This window comes from Pseudomonas sp. ArH3a (assembly GCF_022648765.1).
Classification (GTDB): Bacteria; Pseudomonadota; Gammaproteobacteria; order Pseudomonadales; family Pseudomonadaceae; genus Aquipseudomonas.
Genome location: NZ_CP080330.1, coordinates 5,454,875 through 5,471,045 on the forward strand (window position 1 = coordinate 5,454,875; position 16,171 = coordinate 5,471,045).

Consider the following 16,171-nt stretch of genomic DNA (forward strand, 5'->3'; position numbering starts at 1 on the left):
ACCAGGTGGGTGGTGCTTGGGTGACAGCAGGGTCAAGCGTTCATCGCGCTTGGCCCTGCATCAAATTCAGTGTGGTTTGCCGCGATCGACCAAGCGATTCTTGCCAGCTTGTTGGCTAGCGCGCAGACCACTAAATTGGAGTGCCGATGGCCTGCCAGCAGCTTGCGAACCCAATCGGCCAAACTCCCTTTTTGCTTATCCAAGTGCATCAAGTAGATACGGGCACATTGAACAAACAAGCGTCGCTGGTTTCGATCTCCGCGCTTGCTGATGCCCAAAAGTACGGTTTTACCGCCAGTAGAATGCTGCTTTGGCACAAGTCCTATCGAGGCTGAATAGCCTCGACCACATTTGAACTGCTTGCCATCGCCCAACTCCGCAGCCAAGACGCTGGAGGTGATCGGGCCAACGCAGGGAATTGTCATCAAACGAGAAGCCAGATCATCTTCAGCGACTTGGCTCTCAACTTCTTTGTCGAGAACCTTAACCTGACGATCCAGGTAGACGTAGTGGTCATACAGCCCTTGCAGCAGCTTTTTGATCAGCCCATGAAATGAGGCTGTTTCGAGTAACGCGGGCACCTCTTTGACTGATTTAAAGCCCGGTGCCAAGCTGACACCCACCTCCAAAAGCCCTGCATGAATTCGATTAACGGCGGCTGTGCGTTCCTTGATAAGCGAGTCGCGGACCGAGTTGAGCATGGCCAACGCTTGCTGAGCTTGGGTTTTTACTGGTACGAAACGCATCGTTGGGCGACTAGCTGCCTCACAAATCGCTTCGGCATCAGCGAAGTCGTTTTTATTGCTTTTTACGTAAGGGCGCACGAGATGAGGAGCAATAAGTTTGGGGGTGTGTCCCAGCATGGCGACTTGTTGCGCCATGAAGTGGGCGCCGCCGCAGGCTTCCATCACAACAGTACAAGGCTCGATGGAAGCTAAATGCTGGAGCAATCCTGCTCGATTAAACTTTTTGCGCAGCAGTACATGGCCACGCTCATCTTGTTCGTGAGCGTGATAGCTGTGCTTACCAAGGTCAACGGCGGTGATGTCTACTTTGCTCATGGCTGCGGTCTCCGATAGATCCCCCTGTGAAAGCTTAGTGGGCGTTCACAGGGGGCGGCGGGGGTAGCCATCTCATTATTTGAGCTTTGTAGGCTCATTGATCAGTGTTCGGCGGGGGTTTAGATCGGGGCTTTGAGGTCTACGCCCAGGGCTGTGGCGAAGGCTTTTAGCATCGCGCTTCTTGGCGCGTTGTGGCGCAGGATCAGGTTGAATGCGGTGCTCAGGTGAACCTGTTCCGGGCACAGTGCGCGCAGGCGCCCTTCCCTTACCAGTGGCGCGGCGTAGTGTTGGAAGCGGCCGGTGAGGATCAGGATGGCGACGGCTTCCACTTGTGAGGCCGAGGCGGACTGGCTGTCGTAGGTGACGAAGTTGGCCTTGTCGCGGTGGATCGCGTACCGGTGGTTGACCACTTGGTATTGACGCAGCACATCAGGCTTGCCTGCGATTGCGGTGGGTCAGCTTGCCTATACCTGACTTGATACTCCGCTATCGCAGGCAAGCCAGCTCCCACATTTTTGATCTCCGTAATAAAGGATATTTGCGTAATATCCAGCAACTCATCTCACGGATCCGAGCCCCATGAAATTCGACACGGCCTACAGCCTGAGTCTCGACGAAAAACTGTCGATCTACGACGTACGAGATCTGAATTTCGACGAAACCAGCCCTTTCGACTCCGACAAGGACAGTTTCCTGTGCCCCAACGACGAATGCCGCGCAGCGTTCGATGCGGGCAATGCGTTGAGCACCTTCAACGCGAAAAACGTCAACTACCAGCGCACGCCGCACTTCAAGAACAAGGCCAGCACCCAACACATTGATGGCTGCCGCTATGCCAGTACGCACAAGAGCGCGCCCGGTGAAAGTGACGACGAGCGCGAGGACAATTTCCCATCAGAATTTGTACTGACGCGGCGTCAGTACCCACGCAAAACACCACTCGCGGGCACCGAGGGACACGTCCCGCAGGATCCAACGAAAGCGCCTTCGCCCCGCACCGCCACATCCCACAGCGCCAGCGACACCACCCCGGACAAAACCAGCGTGTTCGCCCACCCGGTGGAATGTTACGTGTCGAATATCGACGACAAAGACAAGCTCAAGGCCATGCCGTTGAAGATCGGCGAGCACACCGCGACCTACTGGACGTTTTTCAAGAAGGTCGAATACCTGCAAGACAACAAAGGCCTGATCTACTGGGGCAAGATCAAAGCGATCAAGGACTACACCAGCAGCTTTCGCATCGACTTCGAAAAGAAGGTGTGGCTCGACAAGAAACCCTATTCGGTCAACGTCTACCTGAGCAAAAAACTCATCGAGAACTACCGCAAGCGCAAGGCGTTCCTGGAACAGATCAAGGCGGCGGTGGACAGTGAACGGGCGTTGTATTGCTTCTTCTATGGTGTGACGCCAGCGTTGCAACAGGTGCCGAGCAAGAAAAACCCCGAGCAGACCTTCGGGGTGTTCAGCGCGAATATCGAAAACCTGGACCACCTGATCATTCGGGAGGCGCCGGGGCTGCAAGGGCATTAGGGGATAGAGCGTGACCGCTGGCTTTGCCGATATTTTTCACGTGCCTGTTGAGCCATCGCCGCGTCCACACCACCCACTGCCATCAACCAGAAAATCAGCATTTCTTCCTCGGGCCAGCCATAACCCTTTAATCCTGTAATGGTTCTGGGCGTCCGGTTAATGGTCGCGTCATACCGGCGGGTGCTCCAGGGTTGCGTCACAAAGTCGAAGTCTTCGGCATCCCATTTGAAAATACGCAGGATTTCGTTGATTTGCCCTTGACTGCTGCGGTCGCCGCGCTGGACCAGGCGATAGGTGTTCCCCAAGTCGCTCAATAGCCGGTCATACGCCTGTGGTTCGATCATATCCAGCACATCACACTTCAAGGCCAGTTCCATGACGCCATCGATCCAGCGATGGGTAAATGCATGCACAAAGCCCGCGTGGTCGGCCTTCTTCATATCGAAGAACAGCATGCTGTAGCGCGTTTTCAAGTGGATCGCCACCAGCACATGCTTACGCTTAACAGTCGCGGCGTGGACCAGCCACTGGTTAGGGTCTGCGTGTAGCCCTTCATCCTCGGCACTTGGAATCGGCGGCTTTTCAACTGGGGTTATTTTTTTCCCTTTGTGAATGCGGCTGAAGAAGTCGCAGGCGGCCTGCGAGCAATTGAATGTCAGCACTCTGTGCTCCTGTATAAATTAGTCAGCATTGAGTGTGCCCATTAATCGAGGGGTGGTCGCTCTTCAACCCACTCAAGCTCATAGGGCTGGATGATGGCCTGAAGGCGTTTCTTCGCTGAGCATCGCCAGCTCGGCATCGGTCAGAAGGTCTTGACGCACCATCAACGCCAGACACGAACAGGCCCACGAGCGACTGTAATGGTCAAACATATCGGCCATGTCCCTGTTGCGGTCGTAAATCACGCCGTACAACATTCCTTAGCGAGCATGAGCGGGCAGAGCACCGTGCATGCTGATGGTCTTGGCGTCGGCCAATACGCCCTGGCAAAGCGGTCGAGGGCCAACGCCCTTAACCTTTGAATTTCTTCCAATCGCTTTCAAAAATGGACATCGCGCCTTCCTCTGGTACGCCCAATCGCACCCGGATTTTCCTATTGATACATGAGCGCTGCAACCTCCTGAGCTCATCATGGAGGCCGCAGGGGTAGTCATGATGAAAAATCCAGTTGATGAGCGGTCAAAACAACTGTACAAAAACACAGTATAGTTTGCCCTCCCCCGTCGAACCTGGAGAAACCCCATGTCCTCTCTGGCAATGAGCTCTTTCGTAGAACAGCAGATCGTCCTGCATCAATTCACCACCAAACACAGCGTGCAGGCCCGCGCGATGCTCGGTTGGAGCCGCGAAGAACTGGCCCGACAAGCCGGGTTGACGGTGGAAGCGGTACAACGCTTTGAAAGTCAGGGTGATGTGGATGATGACACTCGCCTGGCATTGGCCTTTCGGCTGGAGGCTGAAGGGCTGGTGTTTTTCCCGGGGTTTGCGCCGGGGTGGGGGATGAGTGTGCGCGGAGCGTCACTCAAACCATCAGCGCCTGTGGCTTATGAGGCGGCAGAGTAAATTATTTACTCGCACTCACGCTTATCCCTATTTAGGTATGTCGTCTCATGAGTCCATGGAAGCCACTCCTATGGGTGGGCGGCAGTAAAAAAGATCTTCAGTTGATGCCCGGTTCTGTTCAGGACGTGTTTGGTTTTGCACTGCACCTCGCTAAAGAAGGTGGCAGGCACTCACAAACCAAGGCATTGAACGGATTTGGTGGTAACGCGGTATTGGAAATTGTCGAAGATTTCGACGGCAGCACTTATCGGCGGGTGGCGGGTCCACTGCGAGCGATTGCGCACCCTGTCGGGTGATCGAGTACATGCCATAAGCAACGCCAACCATAAGGCCTCTCCAGGGTTCAGAAGTCATCAAGGATCAAGGTTGACCGTTGACCACTCTAAGAACCCCAGCCCCTTCCAGACGTTAGAACCCTAGCCACTTACAGCGTAAGAGGGGTTAGCACGCCACGTAGTTGATCCTCGCCCCCTCACACGTTAGCGCTGAGCTGTCGATACGCACGCAGCAACGTGGGTAACGCATCACGCGACCACTGAGCGCCATAAAACCAGAGCTTCGTCCCACCGGCCAAAGGCACGCTGAACGAGGGATATCCGCTTACGCAAGCGTCATGAAACGCGACACTTTGATCTTCAGACATCAACGCATCAAGACGATGCCCGGAAACAAGTTCGTCGATTTCATTACGTTGCAGAGTGAATTGGAGGGTGTGATCCTTACGTCGTGCGTTCACCGGCACCAACTGCGCCCCGGCCTGGCGCAGGATGTCGAAGGCTCCACGCAGCGCCGCGCTGTGTTCCATGGGCTCATCAAGCACGTAACGGTAAGCGAACCCAATACGCCAACCCGAAAGCAGCTCGGAGGCGGTGAAGGTGGTGTTATTCAGCACAAAGGGGACTTCTTCCATCACCGGCCCTGTGGGATCGATACCACTTAAGGCAATGAGTGATAACGAAGGATCTCGCAGCGACCTCAGATGCGGAGCCAAGGTGTTATAGCCGGGAATTAGCGCGACGCCATCACGGTGCCCGGCGCCGAAGACAATACCGCCCGAGTTTGGCTTATCCGTTTGAGAATGGGTTGATGCGAGCGGCGAACCGACCGGTTCCTCGGTCAAGGGCAATGAATGCCCTATCGGGCAAGGCAACCTCATGCACCAATGCACCCTACAATAGTTATCCATCAAAACCTACACCCCCGAGAATAGTCTGCCCGGGATCATCGCACTCCCATCTGACGTTTGTCGCAGAGCTGAAACACCCTGAAAAACCCTTTTTCCAGAACGTTTGGCCTTACCCCGCAGCGTGCTCTTTTACACCCTGAGTTTCCACGTCCAGCCACCACGCATGCCCGCGTTCAGGCTGGTTCAAACTGAACGCCTGCCCCATCGCCGGGGTGGTAATCGACACGTTGCGCTCCCAGGCCAGGGCCATGATCCGGTCGAAGGGTTCGTGCCAGGCGTGGAACGCCAAGTCGAAGGTGCCGTTGTGAATCGGTAGCAGCCAACGCCCTTTCAGGTCGATATGCGCTTGCAGGGTTTGTTCCGGCTGCATATGCACATGAGGCCAGTCGACGTTGTAAGCACCTGTTTCCATCAGCGTCAGATCGAACGGGCCGTAGTGTTCACCGATACGTTTGAAGCCGTCGAAATAGCCCGTGTCGCCACTGAAAAAGATCCGCCGCGCGCCGTCGATCATCACCCAGGAACACCACAGGGTCTGGTTGCTATCAAACAGGCCACGCCCGGAAAAATGCTGGGCCGGCGTGGCGACAAAGCGAATGCCGTCCACCTCGGTGCCTTCCCACCAATCCAGTTGCCGCACTTTGCTGGCGTCCACACCCCACTTCACCAGGATGTCGCCCACGCCCAGCGGGGCGAGAAAGTATCGGGTTTTGTCGGCCAGTTGGACGACAGCCTTGTGGTCGAGATGGTCGTAATGGTTGTGGGAAAGAATCACCGCCTCCAGCGGCGGCAAGTCTTCAAGGCTGATAGGCGGCTGATGAAAGCGCTTGGGCCCGGCCCAACTGAAAGGCGAGGCGCGCTCGGCAAACACCGGGTCGGTGACCCAGAATTTACCGCGCATTTTCAGCAGCACAGTGGAATGCCCCAGGCGAAACACGCTGTGGTCAGGGGCGGCCAGCAGTTGCTCGCGCGTCAGTGGTTGCACCGGAATCTTGCCTACCGGCCGCGTGCTGCGTGGCTTGTTGAAAAGCATGTTCCAGAAAATCCGCAACGTTTTGCCAAAGCCACCGTGTTGCACCGGGGCGTCGTTGCTGAAGTGCCCTTGCTCCTGTTCGGCAGGCTTGAGTGCCGTTGGCGCTGGGTCGAGTCGGCTTGAAATCGTGGCCATAACTGAGTGACTCCTACATTCCGCTCTATAATTACACTGCACAGTGTAGTTTCTAGATTGCAACAAATCCCGGAGCAAGTAAACTACCGAGTGTAATTTTCCTTTTAGAGTCGAACGCCCTCCATGACTGCTCCCCTGCGCCTCACCGACCGTAAACGCGAAGCCATCGTGGCTGCGGCCATCGCCGAGTTTCGGGTTAACGGGTTCGAGGTCACCAGCATGGACAAAATTGCGGCCACCGCCGGCGTTTCCAAACGCACGGTGTACAACCACTTCCCCAGCAAGGAAGAGTTGTTTGCCGAAATCCTCCACCAATTGTGGGCCAGCAGCGTTGCACAACTGGACGTGAGCTACACCAGTGACCGCCCCCTGCGCGAGCAATTGCGCGGCTTGCTGCAAGCGAAGATGAAGATGATGGCAGACGCCAACTTCCTCGACCTGGCCCGCGTCGCGATTGCCGCCACCATCCATTCGCCGGAGCGCGCGCAAGATATGGTCAACCGCCTGAGCAAGCGCGAAGAAGGTTTCACCCAATGGGTACGCGCCGCCCAGGACGATGGGCGGCTGCGCTGCACCGACGCGGCCTTCGCAGCCCACCAGATACAAAGCCTGCTCAAGGCCTTCGCCTTCTGGCCCCAGATCACCCTGGGCCAGCCGGTCCTTGACGACGCCAGTCAGGCCAGCGTTATCGAATCGGCTATCGACCTGTTCCTGGCCGGCTACGAAGTCAGCGCGCCCTGCCCGCAGTAAAAGCCTGTTGCAGGCGCGACATTCCAGGTCGTTTTTAGCCGATTTGCACGCAGTGCTGCGCAAATGGCCTGGAAGGACACTGATTATTGCTACGCGAATAACTGACAATATTCACAACTATTATCCGATCAACGGTTCCAACCGCTGACGCATGCTGTCGTATCTGCAAAAAAGAGCTGACCTGGAACATTATGGAAAACAGACGAGGCAAAGGGCTTTCATTTGCCAGGCGTATCTACAAGCCAAGGATCATCGGCCTGGGCATCGGTTGTATCAGTGTCGCTGGCGCGCTTTACCCTCTGGCAATGCCCGGCTGGGTCTGGGCGTTTCTGCTATTTAACGGTTATATCTGGGCCCACGTGGCCTACCAGCTTTCAACGCGTTCGCAGTTTCCCTTCCAGGCCGAACAACGCAACCTGCTCTACGACTCACTGTTCGGCGGTTTCTGGGCCGCGGCTATCCAGCTCACGCCGCTGACGACGGTGACCATCCTGTCAATGATGACCATGAATAACGTCGCTGCGGGCGGCAAGCGTTTGTTCCTGCGCGGGCTGCTGGCACAGGCCGCCGGCATCGGGTTGGCGTGGGGGCTGTTCGGGATCAAGTTCAACCCCAACGTCAGCCTCACCCAGGTCTACACCTGCCTGCCGATGTTGACACTCTATCCGATGGCCATCGGTATGGTCTGCTATCAGTTGGCAATCAAACTGTCCGAACACAAACGCGCCCTGAGCGCCCTGAGCCGCACGGACAGCTTGACCGGGTTGCTCAACCACGGCTCCTGGAAAGACCTGCTGCACTTGAAATTCCACAAATGCCAACTGCAACAAAGCCACGCCACCATTGCCCTGATTGATATCGACCACTTCAAGCAGATCAATGACGCCCACGGCCATATCGTGGGGGATGCCGTACTGAGGCAACTGAGCCTGGAACTGCGCAAAGTCCTGCGAGAAAACGACTTGGCCGGTCGTTACGGTGGCGATGAATTCTGTGTGATTCTTCCGCAAATGCCTTTGCAAGCAGCCGCGAAGGTCATGGAGCACATGCGCGAAACATTCAGTAACTACCGCAACCCGCAGATACCCGAGCTGCGCGTGAGCCTGAGCATTGGCCTGGCGGACTTCCAGCCCACCTTCAGCGATGCCGCGATGTGGCTCAACGCCGCGGATCGCGCGCTGTACGCGGCCAAGGACACCGGTCGCAACCGAGTGAATGTCAGCGACTATGTAATGGCCCATTCCGCCTAAGTCGTCCTACAACATCTCGTCTGAATTCTCTTACGCCAGCCTGCCGCAATAGCATAATGCCTCCATTGGTCGCTTCCCCTGAAAATGCCCGTTCCGGCGGCGAACTTCTTGACCGACCGATCACTCTGACCCCGTTGTTCCACCCCACTCTGTCAGCACAAGGAAGCTGACAATGAGCAAGTCAACCGTAAGGCCTGGTGCCCTACGGGGGCAGGCGCATATTCATGGATACCTCAGACGCGTGGTTCCCCGAGCCTTCGAACATGCTATTCAACGCCCATAAAAAAACCATCAGTACCCTGCAACACACCAACGCCCAACACGCCAGCCTGCTGGAGGCCATCGAGCGCTCCATGGCAGTGATCGAATTCGACCTGCAAGGCACGGTGTTGCGCGCCAATGACAACTTCCTCAAAACCATGAGCTACCGCGCCGAACAGATCGTGGGCCAGCCTCACCGGATGTTCTGCACGCCCGCCTTCAGCCGCAGCGCCGAGTACAACCAGTTGTGGACGCAATTGCGCAATGGCCAATTCCAGTCAGGCACCTTTGAACGGGTGGCCGGCGATGGCCAGTCGGTGTGGCTGGAAGCCAGCTATAACCCGGTGCGCGATGACACAGGCCAGGTCATCAAGGTGGTGAAGTACGCCATGGACGTCACCCCACGCCTGCAGGCCGAAAGCGAAGCCAATGCCAAGCTGGGCGCCATCGACCGCGCCATGGCGGTGATCGAGTTCAATCTCGACGGCACCATCATCACCGCCAACGACAATTTCCTGCAGCGCATGGGCTACAGCCTGACGCAGATCCAGGGCAAGCATCACCGCCTGTTCTGCAAGCCGGAGCTGGCCAACAGCGCGACATACGACGATTTCTGGAAACGCTTGAACCAGGGCGAACTGTTCAGCGGCCAGTTCGAACGCATCGACAAAAACGGCCAGACGGTCTGGCTCGAAGCCAACTACAACCCGGTGTACGACGCCAGTGGGCGCCTGTGCAAAGTGGTGAAGTTCGCCTCCGACATTACCGCCAAGGTGCAGCAACACACCGCCGATGCCGCCAGCGCCGCCCAGGCTTATCACATCTCCTTGAACACCCGGGACATCGCCGAAAAAGGCGCCAATGTGATCCAGCAAACCGCCAGCGGCATGCGCGAAATTGCCGCTGACATTGACGGCTCTTCACAACTGATCGCCAAGCTGGGCGAGCGTTCGCAGCAGATCACCGCCATCGTCAACACCATCCGCGGCATCGCCGACCAGACCAACCTGCTGGCCCTCAACGCCGCTATCGAAGCGGCGCGCGCTGGCGAGCAAGGTCGCGGCTTTGCCGTGGTCGCTGATGAAGTGCGCCAACTGGCGGCACGCACCAGCGGCTCGACGGCGGAAATCTCCAGCATGATCGCGATGATCCAAGAGGAAACCCGTCAGGCCATCGACAGCATGGAAGGCACTCGCGACCGTGCCGCACAGGGTGTGGAGCTGGCCAACCAGGCCGGGACGGTGATCCTGCAGATTCGCGAAGGCACTGGCGAGGCCGTACAGGCGGTGAGCGCGTTTGCCAATGAGCGGGGCACCAACTGACCCGATCTTCATGTGTTTGGCCCGGGGGCTCGGTCTATAGTGCTGACTAGTCTTACGCTAAGGATTCGAGCCCGCCATGACCCCAGACAAGCCAGACGCCGCCCCCGTCGATCACCTGCGTTTCCACCGAAGCCACGCGCACCTGATGTCGACCTTCGGCAACGACACTTTTGCCCTCAAGGCTGAGGCGTTCGCACGGTTCTTCGGGACGCCGACCTTCCTCGGCGCGCAAACTGTGATCGTGTTGGTGTGGATAGTGCTGAATATCACCGGCATCACCCACTTCGACGTGTACCCGTTCATCCTGCTCAACCTCGCCTTCAGCCTGCAAGCAGCGTATGCCGCGCCGCTGATCCTGCTGGCCCAGACACGCCAGGCCGCCCGCGACAAAGCCCAGTCCGACGCCGATGCCCAGCACCGCGAAGATATCGCCATTGCAAACACCGAGCGCCAAGCCCAAGCGGCGCAGACCACCAAACAGCTGCTGGAACTGCTGGAGCAAAACACCCGCCTGACGGAAATGACCAAGCAACTGACCGAACGCATCGAAAGCCTGACCTGCGAAATGCATGATCAGTTTGTGCGCAAAACCTGAAAGTTTCCCGTGCGAACGGGCTTCTTGTGGCGAGCGGGCTTGCCACAGTAAGCCGCTCGCCACAGCTAGCCACTGGGCAACCGCACATGCCGCCCCAGCTCATCAAACAACGTGACCACCGAACGCAGCGCCCGGCAGTCCGGGCGCGTCAGCAGCCACAGTGCGCTATCCCGCCCGGCCAACGCAGGCCCCAACGGTTGCAAGCCATCGCCCAAGAGAAAATCCGGTAACGCCGCCACGCCCAACCCCGCACGCACCAGTTCGGTGACCGACAACATGCTGTTGCAGCGATAACTGGGGCGCACGCCCGGCAAGTGCTCGCGGCGCCAGGCGACCGTGGGGTGATCGGGCAGGAAGTCGTCCGGCGCGATCCAGGGCAGGTCGGCCAACTCGCGGCCTGCATGCTGGCGCACAAAACCGGCACTGGCGCACACCTGATAGGCCACCGTGCCCAGGCAACGCCCCACAAGGTGCTCCGGCGGCGTCTTGGTCAGGCGCAGAGCGATGTCCGCATCGCGGCGGCTGAGGTTGGCGAAATCATTCGAGGTGCTCAACTCCAGGGTCAACGCCGGGTACTCGGGCATGAACTGCGCCAACGCCGGCAGCAGCAAGCCTTGCAATACTGAGTCGGTGCAGGTCAGGCGCACGGTGCCGCTGATCACTTCACCGCCCTGCTCCACGCCAATGCGCGCCGCTTCCAGGGCCTGTTCGGCGTTTTCGGCCTGCTGCGCCAGGTGACTGGCTAAGCTGGTGGGCAGGTAACCGGCGCGGCTTTTTTCAAACAGGGTCTGGCCCAGGGCCGCCTCCAGCCGCCGCACCGCACGGAACACCGTGGATACATCCACCCGCAATAACGCCGCCGCCCGCGCCAGGGTGCCGCCGCGCACCAAGGCGAGGATCAGCGACAAGTCTGGGTAGTCAATTTGATAGTGCGTGGCTGCATTGAGCATGTGGGCAAACGCCAATTTTTATTGCGTGAGCGCCAATCTATAGTGCGTACCAAGACACAACAAGCCATGGGGCCTACACGATGAAAGCCAGCACCCTGCACCTCGCCCTGATCGGCGACTACAACCCTGACGTGATTGCGCACCAAGCCATTCCCGTGGCGCTGCAACAGGCGGCCGAAGCCCTGGGCCTGAACGTCCACGTGCAATGGCTCGACACAGATTCGCTCACACCCAACACCCAACTGCACCGCTTCGATGGCTTCTGGTGCGTGCCCGCCAGCCCCTACCGCGACACCGACGGCGCACTGCGGGCGATCCGTTTTGCCCGCGAGCACAAGCGCCCTTTCCTCGGCACCTGCGGTGGTTTTCAACACGCGGTGCTGGAATATGCTCGCAACGTGCTGGGCTGGGCGGATGCCGAACACGGCGAACTGGCCCCACAGGCCAAACGCGCGGTGATCACGCCACTCAACTGCGCATTGGTGGAGGCGACCGATACCGTGCGCCTGGTGCCGTACACCCGCATCGCCGAGGCCTACGCCAGCCTGGATATCCATGAAGGTTACCGCTGCCGCTACGGCATCAACCCCGAGTTCGCCAACGCACTGCTTGAAGGCGACTTGATTGCCAGCGGCCACGATTCGGCGGGTGATCTGCGCGCCATGGAGCTGCTGGACCACCCGTTTTTCGTCGCCACCCTGTTCCAGCCTGAACGCGCCGCGCTCAAAGGCACTACCCCGCCGTTGGCGACTGCCCTGCTCCAGGCCTGCCAGGCGCTGGCACGATGATCGCCAACACACCCGCCCCGCCCTACTACGCGGTTATTTTCAGCTCACTGCGCACCGAGGGCGATCAAGGCTACGGCCAGGCCGCCGCGCGCATGCTGGAGCTTGCGCGCGAACAACCGGGGTTTCTTGGGGTGGAATCGGCCCGCGAAGACGGCTTGGGGATCACCGTGTCCTATTGGCAGAGCGAGGCCGCGATACTGGCCTGGAAACAGCAGGCCGAGCATCGCGAGGTGCGCGAGCAAGGTCGCGCCAGCTGGTACTCGGCGTTCCACACGCGCGTGTGCAAGGTGGAGCGGGCGTACGCCTTCCAAAACTGAAATGCTTACCCCTGTGGGAGCCAGCTCCCACCTTTGATCTTTATTGTCTGCAAAAACGACATTCGCTTAGCTGACCAAACTGCGCAGCGCACTGATCTGCGGGATCTCCACTCGGCGCATATACACGCGCAACGGCTCGGTGATGTTGATGCGATCGTCGATGTTCTGGTCCAGCAGCAATTGCAGGCGTTCGCGCGATAAGGTCATCGCGTGGTCGGCGGCCGGCAGCCAGACAAATTCGGCGGTGGGGATGATGCCGTCATCGGCCACGTCCATGCCGAAGGAATCTTCGCTGAAACGTACGATGTACTGGCCAGTTTTGCGGTTCAGGCCGACAAACCCGTGGAGTTGGTCGGCGGCCTGGCAGATAAGCTCGGACGTGATGCGCATGGTAAACCTCACTGAAAAGTCCCACAGGGACTGGAAAGATGGTTTACACGCGTGGCAGAAATCACTGCCCTCTAACGGGGCAATTCGGCCAAGAATACTGCAATGCAGCACAAAAAAACCCAGAAAAATGGCCCGCGCGCACGTTAATGTCGGTTTGGTGATAGCGCCTTTCGCAATCAATTGTTAAAAAGGATGCCTTCTCAAAGTTACCTCCACGAAAGGACTTCGCTTATGCCTGTCACGTTTTCCAAGAGCGCCCTGCTGCTCGCGCTGATGCTCGGCCTTGGCCAAGCGCAGGCTGGCGACCCGATCAGCCCGGCTGAATTGTCGACAAACGAAGGCATTCCGTACCCGGCCGTCATCGCCCACCGCGGCGCGTCCTACGACGCCCCCGAATCCACCGCCGCTTCCTACAAGCTCGCACGCGACCTGGGTGCCGACTACCTGGAAATGGACCTGCAGCGCAGCAAGGACGGCGTGCTGTTCGCCCTGCACGACAACAACCTGCAGCGCACCACCGACGTTGCCACCAAGTTCCCGGAGCGCAAAGACGCCCCGGCCAACGAATTCACCTGGGCTGAATTGCGCACCCTGGACGCCGGCAGCTGGTTCAACACTGCCTACCCAGACCGCGCGCGCCCTGCTTTCGTCGGCCTGAAAATCCAGAGCCTGGACGAAATCATCAAGATCGCCGAAGGCAACCCGCAGCACAAACCCGGCCTGTACATCGAGACTAAAGAGCCCAAGCAGTTTCCGGGCATCGAAGCCGACCTGAAAAACAAGCTGCTGGACAAAGGCTGGTTGAGCTCCGCCGGTTCCAAGCTGGGCAAGAGCAACACCGGCGTTGGCCAGGGCAAGGGCCGCGTCGTGCTGCAAACGTTTGAGAAAGACAGCTTGAGAGAGCTGCAAAAAGAAATGCCCAACACCCCGAAAATTCTGCTGTTGTGGGTCGGCCCAGGCAGCATCGAACCGAAGTCCGCGCAGACCTTCGCCGAGTCCGGCGAGCCGACCAAGGCCGCCTACTACGCCAAGCAAGAGCCGAAAGACGCCGCCGAGTTCGAAAAATGGGTCGACGAAGCCAAGAGCCTCGGCGCCATCGGCACTGGCCCATCGGCCGAGCTGACCAACCATGGCGACCAGAGCTACACCGACCTGGTGAAGCCTGAGATGAACAAGCTGACCCACGACAAAGGCCTGCTGGTGCACGTCTATACCGTCGATGAGCCGGTGGACTTCGAGAAAGTGATGAAAGCCGGCGTCGATGGCATCTTCACCAACCGCGCCGCCGAGCTGCTGAAGTTCTACAAGCGCTGGCCGTCGTCGAGTGTGCAGGACCTGCTCAAGGACAACGGCTACTGAGTGAAACCCGAATGGTCAGGTCGCCTGTGGTTGGGGCGTGATTACGGCCTGATCCTCGGCGAGCTGGGGCGCACCGCGCCCCACGCGCACTATGCCCATCAGTTGTTGTTCTGCCCCGGCAAGCCGGTCACGGTCAGCCTTGATGGCCGTGTCAGCACGGCCCATCGCCTGTTTATCCCTTCGCGACACAGCCACGCCATTCTCGCGAGCGAGGGTGAGGTGTTGATGCTGTATGCCGAGCCTGCCCGCTTTGCGGCCCAAGCCTTGGAACGCCTGTTGATCGATGCGCAACCGTGCCTCGAAACGCTGGACGTGCACCTGCGCCAATTACCCCGACGCCCCCTCATCGACCCGCGCGTGGAGCGGGCACTGTCAGCCCTGGATCAACACCTTAGCGGCAAGGTTTCTGCCCAGGCACTGGCACACGCCGCACACCTGTCATTGAGCCAATTGGAACGCCTGTTCACTCACCAATTGGGCTTGCCCGTGCGCCGCCTGGTGCTGTGGCGAAGAGTGCGCGCAGCCCTGCGCCTGGCGCTGGCCGGCAGCAGCTTGACCGAGGCCGCGCACACTGCGGGCTTCGCCGACTCCGCGCATTTTTCGCGGACCATGAAGCAGATGTTTGGCGTGACGGCGGGCGCGTCGCTGCGCCAGTTGGACGTGCGCCTGTTAGCGTAGTGCGTCCGGCAACGGCGGTTCTTGGCTATCGCGCACCGGCATAAACGGCTCGCGCAACTGCGCCGCATACGCCAGCGGGAAATCCGGCCTGCTGCCAATCCCCAGGTCGCCTGGGCCCATGCGATAGGCCTCGCGGTAAAACGCCGTGCCCAGCAGCCAGTCCCACAGGTTGAAGAACAGCCCGAAGTTCACATCCCCAGCCCGGCCATACTTCATGTGATGGAACCGATGCACCGGCGCCCAGGCGAACACCCAGCGCAACGGCCCCAGGCGCATGTCGACGTTGGCGTGCTGCAACAACAGTTGAATCGCGATGGCCAACGCCAGTAGCTGCGCAACCTCCACCGAAATCCCCAAGAGGATCAGCGGCAGCAAGCCTGCCGTGGCCTCCAGTATCTGATGCAAGGGATGCTTCATCAGCCCATTAAAACCATAGAGCCGCTGCACGCTGTGGTGCACCGCATGCAAACGCCAGAGTGGCGCAACCCGGTGGCTGGCGTAATGCATCAGGGTGATGCCGGCATCGGCAAGGACGATGGCCAGCAGCAATTGCGCCCACATCGGCCAGCCACTCGGCCAAATGCCTTCGAACGCCAGCAGGCCGGTGAGCCACGGCAGTATCAACAGGCCCAGGGCGTTCAGGCTTTCGTTGACCAGCGCGTGGAACGTATCGCGGCGTCGGTCGCCGAGGCTGCGATTCCATTGCGGCTCATAGGGCAGCCAATGTTCGGTCAAAAATGACACGGCCAGCGCTGTCGCAAACACCCACACCAGCGCATCGGGTTGCCACAGCCCCCATCCCACAAATCCCAGCAGGAATACAGGCGCGTAAAGCCAAGCCACTAAACGTTTCATCCGAGTCTCCCTTTAAGTGAGCCCCCAGCATGAAAGCCGCCAGGCACAGCGGATTGAACAAATGGCGCAACTAGTTGAAATAATTAAGGGTGAGTTAAGTTGCGCTGGTTAACCTGAGCCCACTTAAACAGCTCACCGAAGAAGG

At 58.9% G+C, this 16,171-nt stretch carries 19 protein-coding genes and 1 pseudogene; 11 read left to right on the plus strand and 9 right to left on the minus strand.

Annotated features, from left to right (window positions below):
* Positions 1–32: 32 nt before the first annotated feature.
* On the minus strand, positions 33–1,061 hold the full coding sequence (locus K0P33_RS25000) for an IS110 family transposase (RefSeq protein ID WP_242152133.1): 1,029 nt from the start codon (positions 1,059–1,061) through the stop codon (positions 33–35).
* A gap of 119 nt (positions 1,062–1,180) precedes the next feature.
* Positions 1,181–1,495 (minus strand): annotated as a pseudogene (locus K0P33_RS25005) (LysR family transcriptional regulator); the annotation flags it as partial.
* 145 nt (positions 1,496–1,640) lie between these two features.
* On the opposite strand from K0P33_RS25005, the gene K0P33_RS25010 reads away from it, so the two are divergent.
* Positions 1,641–2,594 (plus strand): hypothetical protein, encoded by a 954-nt coding sequence (locus K0P33_RS25010; RefSeq protein ID WP_242152136.1) that lies wholly within the window; start codon positions 1,641–1,643, stop codon positions 2,592–2,594.
* Here K0P33_RS25010 and K0P33_RS25015 read toward each other — a convergent pair.
* Together K0P33_RS25015 and K0P33_RS31450 are read right to left on the minus strand one after the other, a co-directional pair.
* On the minus strand, positions 2,591–3,256 hold the full coding sequence (locus K0P33_RS25015) for a hypothetical protein (RefSeq protein WP_242152139.1): 666 nt from the start codon (positions 3,254–3,256) through the stop codon (positions 2,591–2,593). The two genes, K0P33_RS25010 and K0P33_RS25015, sit on opposite strands and share 4 nt — an antisense overlap.
* Positions 3,257–3,334: 78 nt before the next feature.
* The gene (locus K0P33_RS31450; RefSeq protein WP_347341845.1) at positions 3,335–3,499 is read right to left on the minus strand and encodes a hypothetical protein; all 165 of its coding nucleotides are present in this window, start codon (positions 3,497–3,499) and stop codon (positions 3,335–3,337) included.
* A 337-nt stretch (positions 3,500–3,836) separates the two neighbouring features.
* Here K0P33_RS31450 and K0P33_RS25025 point away from each other — a divergent pair, with 337 nt between their 5' ends.
* On the plus strand, positions 3,837–4,157 hold the full coding sequence (locus tag K0P33_RS25025) for a helix-turn-helix transcriptional regulator (RefSeq protein WP_242152142.1): 321 nt from the start codon (positions 3,837–3,839) through the stop codon (positions 4,155–4,157).
* Between the two features lie 47 nt (positions 4,158–4,204).
* The gene (locus tag K0P33_RS25030) at positions 4,205–4,453 is read left to right on the plus strand and encodes a type II toxin-antitoxin system RelE/ParE family toxin (protein WP_242152145.1); all 249 of its coding nucleotides are present in this window, start codon (positions 4,205–4,207) and stop codon (positions 4,451–4,453) included.
* 176 nt (positions 4,454–4,629) lie between these two features.
* Here the strand turns inward: K0P33_RS25030 and K0P33_RS25035 are convergent, their stop codons facing one another.
* Both K0P33_RS25035 and K0P33_RS25040 read right to left on the minus strand, forming a co-directional pair.
* Positions 4,630–5,277 (minus strand): hypothetical protein, encoded by a 648-nt coding sequence (locus K0P33_RS25035; RefSeq protein WP_242152148.1) that lies wholly within the window; start codon positions 5,275–5,277, stop codon positions 4,630–4,632.
* 175 nt (positions 5,278–5,452) lie between these two features.
* Entirely contained in the window at positions 5,453–6,511 is a 1,059-nt protein-coding gene (locus K0P33_RS25040; protein WP_242152151.1) for an MBL fold metallo-hydrolase, read from the minus strand.
* Between the two features lie 123 nt (positions 6,512–6,634).
* Between K0P33_RS25040 and K0P33_RS25045 the strand changes: the two genes are divergently transcribed.
* The 4 genes from K0P33_RS25045 (at position 6,635) to K0P33_RS25065 (ending at position 10,689) form a co-directional block, all read left to right on the plus strand.
* Positions 6,635–7,261, plus strand: a complete 627-nt coding sequence (locus K0P33_RS25045; protein ID WP_094953045.1) for a TetR/AcrR family transcriptional regulator — start codon at positions 6,635–6,637, stop codon at positions 7,259–7,261.
* A 191-nt stretch (positions 7,262–7,452) separates the two neighbouring features.
* The gene (locus tag K0P33_RS25050; protein WP_094953044.1) at positions 7,453–8,511 is read left to right on the plus strand and encodes a diguanylate cyclase; all 1,059 of its coding nucleotides are present in this window, start codon (positions 7,453–7,455) and stop codon (positions 8,509–8,511) included.
* A gap of 263 nt (positions 8,512–8,774) precedes the next feature.
* Complete coding sequence (locus K0P33_RS31395; protein ID WP_094953043.1) at positions 8,775–10,094, plus strand: PAS domain-containing methyl-accepting chemotaxis protein; 1,320 nt, start codon at positions 8,775–8,777, stop codon at positions 10,092–10,094.
* Between the two features lie 76 nt (positions 10,095–10,170).
* Entirely contained in the window at positions 10,171–10,689 is a 519-nt protein-coding gene (locus tag K0P33_RS25065; protein WP_094953042.1) for a DUF1003 domain-containing protein, read from the plus strand.
* Between the two features lie 65 nt (positions 10,690–10,754).
* On the opposite strand, the gene K0P33_RS25070 is transcribed toward K0P33_RS25065, so the two are convergent.
* Complete coding sequence (locus K0P33_RS25070; RefSeq protein WP_094953041.1) at positions 10,755–11,639, minus strand: LysR family transcriptional regulator; 885 nt, start codon at positions 11,637–11,639, stop codon at positions 10,755–10,757.
* A gap of 80 nt (positions 11,640–11,719) precedes the next feature.
* On the opposite strand from K0P33_RS25070, the gene K0P33_RS25075 reads away from it, so the two are divergent.
* Entirely contained in the window at positions 11,720–12,427 is a 708-nt protein-coding gene (locus K0P33_RS25075) for a CTP synthase (RefSeq protein WP_094953040.1), read from the plus strand.
* Positions 12,424–12,744, plus strand: a complete 321-nt coding sequence (locus K0P33_RS25080; protein ID WP_094953039.1) for an antibiotic biosynthesis monooxygenase — start codon at positions 12,424–12,426, stop codon at positions 12,742–12,744. The genes K0P33_RS25075 and K0P33_RS25080 overlap by 4 nt, the downstream gene beginning before the upstream one ends.
* A 66-nt stretch (positions 12,745–12,810) precedes the next feature.
* Here the strand turns inward: K0P33_RS25080 and K0P33_RS25085 are convergent, their stop codons facing one another.
* On the minus strand, positions 12,811–13,134 hold the full coding sequence (locus tag K0P33_RS25085; protein WP_094953038.1) for a DUF2025 family protein: 324 nt from the start codon (positions 13,132–13,134) through the stop codon (positions 12,811–12,813).
* 231 nt (positions 13,135–13,365) lie between these two features.
* Between K0P33_RS25085 and K0P33_RS25090 the strand changes: the two genes are divergently transcribed.
* Both K0P33_RS25090 and K0P33_RS25095 read left to right on the plus strand, forming a co-directional pair.
* Entirely contained in the window at positions 13,366–14,493 is a 1,128-nt protein-coding gene (locus K0P33_RS25090) for a glycerophosphodiester phosphodiesterase (protein ID WP_094953037.1), read from the plus strand.
* The gene (locus tag K0P33_RS25095) at positions 14,494–15,171 is read left to right on the plus strand and encodes an AraC family transcriptional regulator (RefSeq protein WP_242152154.1); all 678 of its coding nucleotides are present in this window, start codon (positions 14,494–14,496) and stop codon (positions 15,169–15,171) included.
* Here the strand turns inward: K0P33_RS25095 and K0P33_RS25100 are convergent.
* Positions 15,163–16,026, minus strand: coding sequence for a sterol desaturase family protein (locus tag K0P33_RS25100; RefSeq protein WP_242152157.1), 864 nt, complete (start codon positions 16,024–16,026; stop codon positions 15,163–15,165). The two genes, K0P33_RS25095 and K0P33_RS25100, sit on opposite strands and share 9 nt — an antisense overlap.
* Between the last annotated feature and the right edge of the window lie 145 nt (positions 16,027–16,171).